General features: G+C 68.7%; 11 protein-coding genes. 6 read left to right on the top strand and 5 right to left on the bottom strand.

Features of this window, described 5'->3' with window-relative positions:
- The first annotated feature begins 38 nt into the window (after positions 1-38).
- Positions 39-1,274 (top strand): mannose-6-phosphate isomerase, class I, encoded by a 1,236-nt coding sequence (gene manA / locus OG361_RS00935; RefSeq protein WP_405851331.1) that lies wholly within the window; start codon positions 39-41, stop codon positions 1,272-1,274.
- Positions 1,275-1,368: 94 nt separating this feature from the next.
- Here the strand turns inward: manA and OG361_RS00930 are convergent, their stop codons facing one another.
- A complete protein-coding gene (locus OG361_RS00930; protein ID WP_405851329.1) occupies positions 1,369-2,409 on the bottom strand; it encodes a LacI family DNA-binding transcriptional regulator in 1,041 nt (346 codons plus the stop codon).
- Positions 2,406-4,928, bottom strand: a complete 2,523-nt coding sequence (locus OG361_RS00925; RefSeq protein WP_405851328.1) for a glycoside hydrolase family 2 protein — start codon at positions 4,926-4,928, stop codon at positions 2,406-2,408. The genes OG361_RS00930 and OG361_RS00925 overlap by 4 nt, the downstream gene beginning before the upstream one ends.
- Before the next feature lie 280 nt (positions 4,929-5,208).
- Here OG361_RS00925 and OG361_RS00920 point away from each other — a divergent pair, with 280 nt between their 5' ends.
- From OG361_RS00920 to OG361_RS00905, 4 genes are all read left to right on the top strand, one after another.
- Positions 5,209-6,534 (top strand): ABC transporter substrate-binding protein, encoded by a 1,326-nt coding sequence (locus tag OG361_RS00920; protein WP_405851327.1) that lies wholly within the window; start codon positions 5,209-5,211, stop codon positions 6,532-6,534.
- An 81-nt stretch (positions 6,535-6,615) separates the two neighbouring features.
- Positions 6,616-7,635, top strand: a complete 1,020-nt coding sequence (locus OG361_RS00915; RefSeq protein ID WP_405851326.1) for a carbohydrate ABC transporter permease — start codon at positions 6,616-6,618, stop codon at positions 7,633-7,635.
- Positions 7,632-8,540, top strand: coding sequence for a carbohydrate ABC transporter permease (locus OG361_RS00910; protein WP_405851325.1), 909 nt, complete (start codon positions 7,632-7,634; stop codon positions 8,538-8,540). The genes OG361_RS00915 and OG361_RS00910 overlap by 4 nt, the downstream gene beginning before the upstream one ends.
- A gap of 82 nt (positions 8,541-8,622) precedes the next feature.
- A complete protein-coding gene (locus tag OG361_RS00905) occupies positions 8,623-8,841 on the top strand; it encodes a hypothetical protein (protein ID WP_405851324.1) in 219 nt (72 codons plus the stop codon).
- 18 nt (positions 8,842-8,859) lie between these two features.
- Here OG361_RS00905 and OG361_RS00900 read toward each other — a convergent pair whose 3' ends face one another.
- Entirely contained in the window at positions 8,860-9,345 is a 486-nt protein-coding gene (locus OG361_RS00900; RefSeq protein WP_405851323.1) for a DUF1877 family protein, read from the bottom strand.
- 302 nt (positions 9,346-9,647) lie between these two features.
- Between OG361_RS00900 and OG361_RS00895 the strand changes: the two genes are divergently transcribed.
- Positions 9,648-10,121 (top strand): GNAT family N-acetyltransferase, encoded by a 474-nt coding sequence (locus OG361_RS00895; RefSeq protein WP_405851322.1) that lies wholly within the window; start codon positions 9,648-9,650, stop codon positions 10,119-10,121.
- 155 nt (positions 10,122-10,276) lie between these two features.
- On the opposite strand, the gene OG361_RS00890 is transcribed toward OG361_RS00895, so the two are convergent.
- Both OG361_RS00890 and OG361_RS00885 read right to left on the bottom strand, forming a co-directional pair.
- The gene (locus OG361_RS00890) at positions 10,277-11,296 is read right to left on the bottom strand and encodes a LacI family DNA-binding transcriptional regulator (protein WP_405851321.1); all 1,020 of its coding nucleotides are present in this window, start codon (positions 11,294-11,296) and stop codon (positions 10,277-10,279) included.
- A 227-nt stretch (positions 11,297-11,523) separates the two neighbouring features.
- Positions 11,524-12,834 carry a cellulase family glycosylhydrolase gene (locus OG361_RS00885; RefSeq protein WP_405851320.1) on the bottom strand — a complete coding sequence of 437 codons (1,311 nt, stop codon included), beginning with the start codon at positions 12,832-12,834 and terminating at the stop codon, positions 11,524-11,526.
- Positions 12,835-13,297: the final 463 nt, after the last annotated feature.

The raw sequence follows: 13,297 nt of genomic DNA, 5'->3' as shown, positions 1-13,297 counted from the left end.
GCCGACCCGCTGTCTCCCTCCCCGATCAGGAAGAGTTCGTGGACCTTCTCCTCAACACCGTCCAGCCGTACGACTGGGGCTCCACCACCGCCCTGCCGCACCTGATGGGCGTACCGCCGACCGGCGAACCCCAGGCCGAGCTGTGGATGGGGGCCCACCCGGCCGCACCCTCCCGGGTCCGCCGCGCCCAGGGCTTGCTGCCGCTGGACCGGGTCATCGCCGCGGATCCCGAGGCAGAACTCGGAGCCGTGACCCTGCGCCGCTTCGGACCCCGGCTGCCGTTCCTCCTCAAGCTGCTCGCCGCCGACGCTCCGCTCTCCGTCCAGGTCCACCCCGACCGTGCCCAGGCCCAGGCGGGCTACGCGCTCGAGGACGCCCTCGGTGTCCCCCTGGACGCACCGCACCGCAACTACCGGGACGCCCACCACAAACCCGAGATGATCGTCGCCCTCACCCCGTTCCGCGGGCTGTGCGGATTCCGGACGCCCCAGCAGTGCGCCGACCTGCTCGACGCCCTGCACGTACCCGCGTCGAGCCCCTACGCCGAAACCCTTCGCACCCTCACCGAGGCGACGGCGCTCGCGGAGGTCTTCACCGCCTTCCTCCGGCCTCCCGAAGGCCTAATGGCGGCTGTGGCAGAAGCCGTCGTCGCGGCGGCCGACCGGCCGGGCCCGTGGCAGGAGGACTTCGCCGCCTACGCGGGGGTGGCGCGCGCGTACCCCGGCGACCCGGGGCTGCTGGCCGCCCTGATGCTGCGCCACATCCGGCTCGAACCGGGAGAAGCGCTCTTCCTGGGAGCCGGGATCCCGCACGCGTACCTCTCCGGTCTCGGGGTGGAGATCATGGCGAGCTCCGACAACGTCCTGCGGTGCGGGCTGACGTCCAAGCACGTCGACACCGCCGAGCTGGTGAAGGTGGTCCGCTTCACGGCCATGCCGACCCGCGTGCTCACTCCCCGCACCGAGGCGGGAGAGGACGTCTACCCGACGCCCGTCGACGACTTCCGGCTGTCACGCTTCCGGCTGGACGCGGGTGAGCCGGCGCGGCAACTGGCCCCCGGCGCACCGCAGATCATCCTGTGCACCGAGGGCGAGGTCCGCTTGGGCGTACGGGAGCACGTCCTGCGCATCGGGGCCGGGCAGTCCGTCTACGTACCCTCGGCCGTGGACGCGGAGTACGTCGCGATGACGGGAGCAGGAACAGCTTTCCGCGCCACCGTGGCCTCGGCACACCCGCGAGCCTTCCCCGAGAGCCGAACCGACGACTGGACCTGACCGGTCCTGATCCGACATGCACATATACACATGCACATACGCATGCACATGGACGAGCGGCTGTACCCCTGGAGGTACAGCCGCTCGTCGTGCCTCAGGAGTGCGAGGCCCGCCGGGGTGGCCCCGTTGAGCCCCGGGGAGTCAACGCGGGCGTCGCGACCTGGAGGGCCTCCTGGTGCGTGCCCTCGATGACCCCGAAGAGCGCCCGCGCGACTTCCGCGCCGAACTGGTGCACGTCGTGACTCATGGCCGACAGGGGCGGGTGGGTGAGCCTGCACAGCTGCGAGTCGTCCCAGGCCAGCAGCGACACGTCGTCCGGCACCGCGAGCCCCATCTCCGAGGCCACGGCGGCCCCCGCGACGGCCATGATGTCGTTGTCGTACACGATGGCCGTCGGACGGTCCGGGCCGAGGAGCAGACTCCGCGTCGCCCTGGCCCCCTCCTCGCCGACGAAGCCGGTCGACACCTGGTGGCAGGCGTCGAGCCCGAGTTCGGCTGTGATCGCCTCGAACGCGGCCGCGCGGATGCCGCTGTGCCCGAGCCCGGCGGGGCCGCCGACGCGCGCGATACGACGGTGGCCGAGTGCCGACAGGTAGCGCACGGCCTCCGCCACCGCCGAGGCGTCGTCCGTCCACACCGAGGGGAACCCGCCCGTCAGCGACGGGTGCCCCACCGCGACCGCCGGCATCCCCGAGGCACGCAGCGGCGGGATCCGCGGGTCGTCCTGGTGGAAGTCGACCAGGATGGCCCCGCCGATCGTCCTGCCCCGCCACCACTCCTCGTAGACGGCGATCTCCTCGTCGAGGTCCCGCACCAGCCGCAGGAGCAGCGAGCACGAGCGCTCCGCCAGGACGTCCTCGATGCCGGAGATGAACTCCATGTAGAAGGGCTCCAGACCGAGCAGCCGGGCCGGCCGGCAGATCGCCAGGCCCACGATGCCCGCCCGCCGGCCGGACAGGCTCCGTGCGGTCTGGTGCGGGGCCCAGCCCAGTTCACGCGCGATCCCGAAGATCCGTTCCCTGGTTGCCTGGGAGACTCCGGGACGGTTGTTGAACGCCATCGAGACGGCGCCCTTGGACACCCCGGCCCGTGCGGCGACGTCGTTGATGGTGACGCGGGGGGCGGGGACGTTCACGCGGGTCCCACGCTGAACAGCGCGTCGCGTACGGCGGTCGGGTCCACGTCGGTCCAGCCGGTGACCGTGATCCGGACCCCCTCGCCGGGGAGCAGCGTGACCAGACCCCGGTCCGCGGTCACCTCCGCCCCGAGCCGGTCCGGCTGGAGGAGCAGGTCGCGCACGAGGGTACGGGCCGTGACCACCACGTCCACGACGGCGGCCCTGGTCTCAGCCCCAGCCCGAGCTCCGGCACCGGCCTCAGCTCCAGCGTCGGCCCCAGCCCCAGCCCCAGCCCCGGCGCCAGCCCGAGCCCCGGCATCGGCCTCCGCGGAAACCTCGACCCGGACGTCGTACTCGGCCACCGGGTAGGCGAACTCCTTGTCGGTCACGGGGAAGTGGACGGCGCGCAGCCCGTCGGCATCGGCGACGAGGAACTCCTCGGTCGAACCCGGAGCGGGCAGGAGCGCCGTCGGAAGTACCAGCTTGACCACGGTGCGCGCGTCGGCCTCCAGCTCGAACGCGGACTCCCGCAGGACGGTGCCGTCAGCGGTGAACCGCCGCAGGGTGACGGTCGTGCGCCAGGCGCGGCCGGACTGGTTGTCGAGAGCGAGTACGGGACCGTCCTCCCCGGGGACGAGGGTGAGGAGCCGGTCCGCGTACACCCGGCGCAGCTCGTGGTAGAGCGGCTTGAGACGGCCGTCGCCGTCGATGGCCGCCCAACTGCTCACCGGCCAGCAGTCGTTGAGCTGCCACACCACCGTGCCCGCGCACACCGGCCAGTTGGCCCGCCAGTGCTCGATGCCCGCCGCGACGGCCCGGGCCTGGACGACCTGGGCGAGGTAGTGCCAGCGGTCGAAGTCCTTCTCCGACAGGGCGAAATGACGCTCGATGCCGCGGTTCAGCTTGCCGTTGCCGTCCTCGGCCTTCTGGTGGTGCAGCATGCCCGGGGAGTCCGGGGCGAGTTCCTCACCGGGTAGCGCGCGCCGCAGCGTCGCGAGGGCGGGCGGGGCCTGCCAGCCGAACTCCGCGCAGAAGCGGGGGACATCGGCCCGGTACTCGGCGTAGTCCTGGCGGTTCCACACCTCCCACGAGTGGTGGGTGCCGTGCGCGGGGTCGTTGGGGTGGTGGTCCCAGGAGCCCGACCAGGGGCTGCCCGCCGTGTACGGGCGGGTCGGGTCCAGTTCGGCGACGATCCGGGGAAGGATCCCGAGGTAGTACCCCTCGCCCCAGGAGTCGCCGGCGAGCGGCTCCTCCCACTCCCAGTCGCGGAAGCCCCAGAGGTTCTCGTTGTTTCCGTTCCACAGGACCAGGCTGGGGTGCGGCATGAGACGGACAACGTTGTCACGTGCCTCTGCCTCGACCTCGCCGCGCAGCGGCTGCTCCTCCGGGTAGGCGGCGCAGGCGAAGAGGAAGTCCTGCCACACCATGAGACCGAGTTCGTCGCAGACGTCGTAGAAGGCGTCGTCCTCGTAGATCCCGCCGCCCCAGATGCGGACCAGGTCGATGTTGGCCTCGGCGGCCTGGGTGAGCCGGGTCCGGTACCGCTCGGGCGTGACGCGGGAGGGCAGCACGTCGTCGGGGATCCAGTTGACGCCACGGGCGAAGATCCGTACGCCGTTGACGACGAAGGTGAAGCCGGTGCCGTGCTCGTCGGCCGACCGGTCGATCTCGACGGTACGGAAACCGATCCGGCGCTCCCAGGTGTCGATGGCGCGGCCGTCCTCGTCCAGCAGGGCGAGGTCGAGCTCGTACAGGGGCTGCTCCCCGTACCCGCGCGGCCACCACAGCCGCGGCTCGGACACCTCGAGACGCAGCACGGCGTCGTCGTCCTCGAACGAGATCTCGGCGTCCGCGACGGCCTCGGTACCGCCGCTCTCCCGGACGAGAGCCCGAGCGGTCAGCGGCCGACCCGCGCCGCTCTCCGTGCGCTCGACGCGGAACCGGAGCTCGACCCGGCCGGTCTCCCCTTCCCGTGTGACCAGCGGACGGACGTCGGTGAGCCGGGCGGTCGACCAGTGCTCGAGCCGCACGGGGCGCCAGATGCCCGCCGTCACGACGGTGGGGCCCCAGTCCCAGCCGAAGCTGCACGCCATCTTCCGGATGTACTGGAAGGGCTCGGGATAGACGTTCGGGCGGTCGCCGACGAGGGCGCGGACGCGGTCGGCCTCCTCGTACGCGGAGGCGAAGCGGACTTCGAGGGGACCCGTGCGGCCCGTGACGTCGAAGCGGTACTCGCGGTGCATGTTGCGCGTCGAGCCCAGGGTCTCGCCGGCCAGCACGATCTCGGCGGCGGTGTCCAGGCCCTCGAAGACCAGGTCGGTGCGCTCGTGGCGGCTCTCGTGACGCAGCTCGGTCACGTACGACCACGCCTGACGGCCCACCCACGCGATCTCGGTCTCGTTCCGGCCGGTGAAGGGGTCGGGTATGACCTGCGCGGTGAGCAGGTCGGAGTGGACGCAGCCGGGGACGCTGGCCGGAAGCAGCCCGTCCTTGTGGCGCAGTCTCCAACCCTCGGTCAGCTGGGTGACGTCCTTCATGGTGTGCGGCTCCAATCGCCTGGCAGGGGGCGGGTACGTGTACGAGGCGCCAAACTAGCCGCACCGCAACGCGACTGTCCATGAACCGGTCAAGCTGTTGTTCACTTACGGACAGTTGTTGGACTATCCCCGCCATGCGCGGCGTTCCGTAACTTTGGCAGGGTCACGGTAACGATTGGGCATCGCGCGGGAAATCAGCACTTTACCGGTTCACATCTGGCTGACATAGTGCCGACATCCCACCAGAAGACCTGAGCCGTATCTCTGAAGGAGTTGGGCAATGGGGAAGAAGTCGATGGCGTTCACGGGCGCGCTGCTGACAGTCACGATGCTGACCGTGGCCGGATGTAGCGGGGGAGGGGCCGCGGTCACGGGCGAGACCGCGGCCGCCCCGTCCGACCCGAAGGAGGTCACGGGCGAGATCAAGGTCCTGACGCAGCGCACCGACCTCGTGCAGAAGGGGGTCATGAAGGCGTACGCCGCCGAGTTCAACAAGGTCTACCCCAAGGTCAAGGTGTCCTTCGACGGCATCACCGATTACGAGGGGGAGGTGAAGATCCGCATGAACGCCAAGTCCTACGGCGACGTGCTCCTCATCCCCGGCGCGGTGGCCAAGAACGACTACCCCAAGTTCTTCGCGCCCCTGGGCGCGACCGCCGACCTGTCGTCGAAGTACCGCTTCAGCGACAAGGCCGAGGTGGACGGCAAGGTCTACGGCATCGCCCAGTTCGGCACCGCCAACGGCTTCGTCTACAACAAGGCCCTGTGGAAGAAGGCCGGCATCACGGCCTGGCCGAAGGCGCCGCAGGAGTTCCTCGCCGACCTGAAGGCGATCAAGGACAAGACGGGCGCCACCCCGTACTACACGAACTTCAAGGACGGCTGGCCGCTGGTCCAGTGGACCGCCAACAACGGCTCGGTCGGCTGTGACGCGGACGCGAGCAACAAGCTGGCCGGCCCGGTCTCCCCCTGGAAGGAGGGCGGCGAGCTCCGCATCATCGACACCCTGCTCCATGACATCGCCGCGCAGGGACTCTCGGAGAAGGACCCCACCACCACGAACTGGGAGACCTCCAAGGCCCTGCTCGCCGAGGGCAGGATCGGCACGATGATGCTGGGCTCCTGGGCGATCACACAGATGCAGGGAGCGGCGGTCGACGCGGGCCTCAAGGCGGACGACATCGGCTTCATGCCCTTCCCGGTCCAGAAGAACGGCACGTTCTGCTCGGCAGTGGTCTCCGACTATCAGCAGGCCGTCAGCATCTACTCCGAGAACAAGCCCGCCGCGCGCGCCTGGATCGACTGGTTCACCGAGAAGTCCGGCTACTCGGAGAAGGAGGGCGTGGTGTCCGCGGTCAAGTCCGCCCCCATGCCGGCCACGCTCAAGGATTACGTTGACAACGATGTCATCTTCTTCGACCGCTCCGAGGCCAAGACGGCCGCGGTCAACGACATCGACGACGCGGCCGAGATCGGGCTCAACAAGCCCGACTACCGGCAGAAGCTGATCGACACCGCGCGGGGTGCCCAGAAGGGCAGCAGCGAGGACTTCTTCGCCGACCTGAACAAGAGGTGGGACGAGGCGGCGAAGAGCGCCGGTTCCTGACCGACCGGCGGATCGGGCCCCGGCCGGACGACACCGGCCGGGGCCCCTGACCTCCCGCAGCCGCGGACACGAAAGGCCGACATGACCGAGACCATCGACACCGCTCCCGGAGGTGCCGCCATGACAGGGCGGACCACCACGGACACGACAGGCACGGGAAGCCGGAGGCGCGGAACAGGCGGACCCGCGGGCCGCCGCCGCGCCCCGGCGGCCGGCCCTCCCCGGTCCTGGCGACACTCCCCGCTCCGCCGGATCACACCCTGGCTCTTCCTGGCGGGCCCACTCACGCTGTTGATCACGTTCACCTACGTCCCCGTGGCGAGCATGATCTCCTACAGCTTCACCGACTGGGACGGGGTGAGCCCGGACCGGGAGAACGTCGGTTTCGACAACTACGTACAGATCTTCACCCGCCCCGAACTCTTCCGGGTCTTCTTCGTCAGCGGCTACTACCTGGCCGCCTCCGTGGTCCAGATCGCCGTCGCCCTCTACTTCGCCGTGATCCTCAGCTTCAACCTGAGGTTCAGGAACTTCTTCAAGGGGATCCTCTTCTTCCCCTACCTCATCAACGGCGTCGCGATCGGCTTCGTCTTCCTCTACTTCTTCCAGGACGGCGGCACCCTCGACTCGGTGCTTGCCTGGTTCGGAGTGAGCACCGACCATCCGTGGCTCGGCGACCCGACCTCGGCCAACGTCTCCCTCGCCGGAGTCTCGGTCTGGCGCTTCACCGGACTGAACTTCGTCCTCTTCCTCGGCGCCATCCAGTCCATCCCCGGCGAGCTCTACGAGGCGGCACAGCTGGACGGCGCCGGCCGGTGGAAGCAGTTCCGCCACATCATCGCCCCGAGCATCAAGCCCGTCATCAGCCTCAGCGTCATCCTGGCGATCTCCGGCTCCCTCTCGGTGTTCGAGATCCCCTACATCATGACCGGCGGCGCGACCGGCACCCAGACCTTCGTCATCCAGACGGTCAAGCTCGCCTTCCAGTTCAACAAGACCGGCCTGGCCTCGGCCGCGGCCGTGGTGCTGCTCGCGATCATCCTGCTGATCACCTGGATCCAGCGCCGCCTCGTGCCCGACGACAAGGTGGACCTCGTATGACCCCCGACCTCACGGCAGCCCCGGCCCCCGCCCCCACCCGCGCCCCGGCCCCCGCCCCTGCCACCGTCACTCGGCGCCGGCGTCGCCTCCCCGTCGGGACCGCGATGACGTACCTGTCGCTGATCGCCGCCGCGGTTGTCGTCCTGCTCCCCCTGGCAGTCGTCTTCCTCACCTCCCTCAAGACATCCGCGGAGGTCGGTGACGGCGGTGCGCTCTCGCTGCCGGGGAACTGGCTGAACTTCGACAACTACGTCACGGCGTTCACCGACGGCCACATGCTCATGGCCTTCGGGAACACCGCCTTCATCCTGTTCTTCTCCATCGGCGGCACCGTGATCATCGGCTCGATGACGGCCTACGCGGTCGACCGCTTCGACTTCCGGGCCAAGAAGCTCGTCATGGCGCTCTTCCTCATCGCCACCCTGGTCCCCGCCGTCACCACGCAGGTCGCCACCTTCCAGGTCATCAGCGGCTTCGGCCTGGTGGACACCCGATGGGCCCCGATCCTGCTCTACATGGGCACGGACATCGTCTCCGTATACATCTTCCTGCAGTTCATCCGGGGCATTCCGGTGTCCCTGGACGAAGCGGCGCGACTCGACGGCGCCAACGCCTTCACGATCTACCGGAAGATCATCTTCCCGCTGCTCAAGCCGGCGATCGCCACCGTCGTCATCATCAAGGGAATCACCACGTACAACGACTTCTACATTCCCTTCCTCTACATGCACTCCGAGGACCTCGGCACGATCTCCACCGCGCTGTTCCGCTTCAAGGGGCCCTTCGGAGCGCACTGGGAGGCGATCTCGGCCGGAGCGATCCTCGTCATCCTGCCGACACTGATCATCTTCCTCCTGCTCCAGCGCTGGATCTACAACGGCTTCTCCCAGGGAGCCACCAAGTAGGGCGGCGGCCCAGGCTTCCCAGGGGGTGTTGCGGAAGTGGATCTTGAGCAGTGAATGATCACGGTCATGGGGCGGGGAGATCTTGCCGAGGAACAGGGGTCGGCGCTGGAGCCGCCAGAAGCTCGGCTCCCGAGGCGGCCGACCGCCGCACTTCGACCCGGTCGACTACCGCGAGCGTCATGCGGTCGAGTGCGGGATCAACCGCCTCAAGAGACGCCGCGCCGTCGGCACCCGGTACGACGAACTCGCCGTTCGCTACGAAGCGACCGTGCTGGTCGCAGCCATCAACGAATGGCTGTGACCAGCACGTGGCCACGTCTCAAGCCCACACCGCTTTGACCACGGCGTGGCCTGCCGAAGCCGCCCGCCCGTAGAACCCTTGGAGGTGCCTGTGATGGTCGAGGAGTTCCTGCCTGGTCCAGCCGAGGGCACTGAACCTGGCGCCGGCAACGTTCCACAGCGCGTCGAAAGAGACAGCCGCAAGGAAATGCGCGGCCTGTGACACCCCAGGCGGCTCCAGAAGCATCAGCGGGGGATCGGAGGGGTCGGCGTCAGCGCTGTGTGGCACGGGGCGGCCGCCGTAGATCGGCAGTATCCAGGGCTCGTCGGCGTCTGTATCGAGGGCATCGGCTGCGGCGTAGAGGTCGTTGACAGAGTCCCAGCCCTTGTTGATCGAGCAGGTGATACCCGCTGCGTACTCGTCGATGTGGTCTTCCCAAGCATCAGACATGAACGCAGAGAGCCAGGTGTGATCGTCCCGGATCTCGGACTCGGCCACGGCGCGAAAGTGCAGGTAGATGCTCACTACGACGAGTCCCTCAGCTCGGCGGCCCACCTGTCGGACCGAACAGGCAGAACCTACTTGAGGGCACTGACAGCCGTGTGTGTCGTCGATCTAGGCCGTGCGACAAGACCGACTACCGCGCCGCGCCGCGCGGTGGAGTGTGGCATCAACCGCCGCAAGAGAAACCGGGCGGTGGTCACGAGGTACGACTAACTCGCGGTCCGTTACGCGGCGACCGTCCTCGTCGCGGCCATCGCCGAATGGCTGTGACCAGTACGGAAATCAGTTTGCCTCGCCGTGCTGCAGGAGCGAGGCTCGCCCCCATGACCACAGATTTCATCGTGCGTCCGGCCCGCCCCTCCGACGCCCGGGCCTTGGCCGAACTGCGTTGGACGTTCAAGCAAGAGGACTACGAAGGGCAACCGCCGGCTCCTGCTCGACACCTGGAAGATGCCGAGCACTGGATCCGCGACCGTCTCGGCGATGGCCGTTGGTTGGCCTGGGTCGCGGAGACCGACGGCGAGATCTGTGGTCACGTCTTCCTCTGTCTCGTGGAGCGGATGCCCGAGCCCTACGAGGACAACAATCCGGTCGGCTATGTCACGAACTTCTTCGTCCTGCCGTTACAACGAAACAAAGGAGCCGGCTCGGCGCTCCTTGAGGCGCTGAAGCAGCATTCACGCAGCGCTGGCCTCGAGGGCTTGATCGTCTGGCCATCAGAGCGCAGCACCCCGCTCTATCAGCGCTCCGGTTTCCAGCCTCCAGAGGAACTGCTGGAACTTCCGCTCGACACCTGATGAGATCCACTTCCGATGCACGGCCTGAGGTCCGGACACCCCGCGAGGTCGCGGCCGGTGACCGGACCTCGGCCACGCGTCACGGGGGCATGCCTTCAGGGGGGCAGGCCGTGAGAGGCCAGGCCGTCACGGCCGTGCCGGCAGGAGATATGCCGTCAGGGCGAGGCCGGCTTGGCGCCCGGCGGCGGGCAGGTGCTCCCGCGGGGAACGAAGTGCGCGTAGCCATCGCGAATGTCGGAGACCTCTTCGCCGTCGATGAGCGAGAGCAGTGCCCGGGCGGCCCGCGCGCCGTACGCCGCGATGTCGCGTGTGACGGCCGACAACATGGGGCGGACCACCTGCGTCAGCGGGGACTCGTCCCAGGCGACGATCGACAGATCGGCGGGGACGGAGAGGTTCAGCTCCTGAGCCACGGAGAGTGCCGCCACGGCCATGATGTCGTTGTCGAAGACGATGGCCGTCGGCCGGTTCGGCGCGATCAGCAGGGCGCGGGCCGCGTGCGCACCCTCCTCACCGGTGTAGTCGGTGTGGACGACAGCGGCCGCGGGAATGCCGGCCTCCTCGCAGGCCGCGCGCAGCGCGGCGTCGCGGATCGCCGTGTGCGCCAGTCCCGCGGGGCCCGCCACTCGCGCGATACGCCGATGACCGAGCATCGCGAGGTAGCGCACGATCTCGTGGACGCTCTCGCCGTCGTCGGACCAGATCGCGGGGACCGTGCCGGAGACGTCCGGCGGTCCAATGGCCACGGCGGGCATACCGAGGGCCTCGACCGCGGGCGGGCGGGCGTCGTCGGCCTGGAGGTCGATGAGGAAGATCCCGTCGACCCGCCGCTCGCCCCACCAGCGCCGGCACACCTCGATCTCGCTGTCCTGCGTGGCGACCATCTGCAGCATCAGCGCGTACGACTGCTCGGAGAGGACGCTCTCCACTCCGCTGATGAACTCCATGAAGAACGGCTCGACGCCGAGCGTCCGAGCGGGTCGGCGCACGGTGAGCCCCACTGCCTGCGCCCGACCGCCGCTGAGAGCCCTCGCGGCGCTGTTGGGGCGCCAGCCCAGCTCCTCGGCGATGCTCTTGATCGACGCGCGGGTGGTCTCGGAGACCCCCGGCTGACCGTTGAGCGCGTACGAGACCGCCACCTTGGACACGCCCGCGCGTCGTGCGATGTCCGCCATGGTCGGCCTCTTCACGCGCCACCTCTGTTCGCTCGGGGTCTGCTACCGGAACCCCGACTTTACCGTTCAAGCACACCGCACCTGGAGGGCCGCCCGTCGGAGCGGGAGGGGGGAGGAGGACGGCCGCCCGTAGTCGGGGCCGGACGTCGGGGGACAGCGATCAGCCCTTCCGCCCGTTGTGGGCGGAAGGGCTGACCGTCATCCCGCAGGCGCGGGTCGGTCTGGGATCAGCGGTCGGCCGAGCTGCCGCGGACGACGCAGGAGCGGCTGCTCTCCCAGCCCCAGCCGTCGCCGTCAGGGTCGGTGGCGCTGCCGTTGACGCAGTACGGGTACCCGTTCGGCGCGGTACCCCCTGTGCCGCCTCCGCCCGAGCCGGTGTCCGCCGAGCTGCCGCGGACGACGCAGGAGCGGCTGCTCTCCCAGCCCCAGCCGTCACCGTCAGGGTCGGTGGCGCCGCCGTTGACGCAGTACGGGTACCCGTTCGGCGCGGTGCCGCCGCCCGTCTCGCCGTCGCCTCCGTCGCCGTAGACGGTGGCGGTCCTCGACGTGGAGGAGATGCCGTTGGCGCCGTTGAAGAAGCGGTTGCCCCAGCTGGTCAGGGAGTTGGCGTCGAACCCGTTGACCAGGTCGAGGTATTCGACACCGCTTCCGTTGCCGCTCCACGACCAGCCGATGTACCCCACGCGCAGGGACTGGGCCGTCGCCATGATCGCGTTCTCGTCGGGATTGCCGTCGCTGTGGGCGTCGCCGAACTCCCCGACGACGATGGGGAGGCCGTTGCCGACGAAGTGGTTCAGGTAGTCCTGCACCTCGGCAGCGGTGTCGTAGACCCCGTACATGTGGATCGAGAAGATGGTGTTCCGGTCGGGGTCGGACGCGAAGACGGAGGCGGCGTTGCTCCGCATGGTCTGGGACCAGTCCTGGCCCCAGTTCGGCGCGTCCACCATCAGGGCGTGGTCGATTCCGGCGCCGCGGAGCTTCCCGATCGCGCTCTTCGTGGCGTTCGTCCAGGCGCTGTAACCGTTGTTGCCGAAGGGCTCGTTGCCGATGTTGACGACGACGTAGTCCTCCTGACCCGCCAGGGCGCCCTTGATGCTGATCCAGTAGTCCGCGGCCCTGTCCAGGGAGGTCGCGGCGCCGTCCTCGCCGTAACCGGTGGTGTCGTGCACCTCGAGGACGCAGATGACCTTGTTCGCCTTGCACTGGCCGATCAGGGACGAGACGTCGGCCTGGCTCGTCGGGGCCCAGCGGTCGCCACTGGCGAGGACGACGCGGACGGTGTTGGCACCCTTGGCGGCGATGTCGGCGATGGAGCCGGTCCGCTCCGGGTACCAGGCGTGCGCGTGGTTGACGCCACGCATCACGAACTCGTTCCCGTTGGCCTCGTACACACGGCCGTTGGCGACGTGAATGCCGGTGACGGCCGCCTGGGCCGCCTCGGCCCCACCGGCGGGGCCGAAGACGGGCAGCAGCAGACCGGCTATGCCGGCGGCTGCGGTTCCGAAGGCCGTCAGCCATGTCTTGCGCGGCTTGTTCATACCTCTCCTCAAGGGGGGATCTGCAGTGTGTGACAACGTTGTCAGATTGCGTGATTCCGGACGGTGCGCATCGAAGGTCCTGCCGCTGTGCGGCGAGGAACCCAATGCGTTTCGGTCATCAGGCCGGAAGCCCTCACCATGAGGCACTTCGCGTTCCTTCCGTGTCAAGAGAAGTGGCGACGATGTTTCGTCCTGACGGTATTTCAGTGAGTTCAGTGAAGTAAACCCCTACTAAACTCGGCGAGTTCGCCCCGGACGCTTGCTGCGCGTCTTGTTTCCCCTTACCGTCATTGCTCGATTGCTCGACTGCTCGACCGACCCGAAAACGGGAGACTGAAGCAGAATTCAAAAGCGTTTGAGGCGTACACATTCCGGAGTTGTGGAGGCGGATCCACTCCGTTTGACAGCTCCCGCCGCCCGGCGTAGTCCGGAAGAGGGGATCCAGCCGTCGTTTCTCCGGGAA

The organism is Streptomyces sp. NBC_00090 (genome assembly GCF_045160815.1).
Lineage (GTDB): Bacteria > Actinomycetota > Actinomycetes > Streptomycetales > Streptomycetaceae > Streptomyces.
The sequence above is the reverse complement of the archived record's forward strand: the minus strand, read 5'-3'. Positions and strand labels throughout refer to the sequence as shown.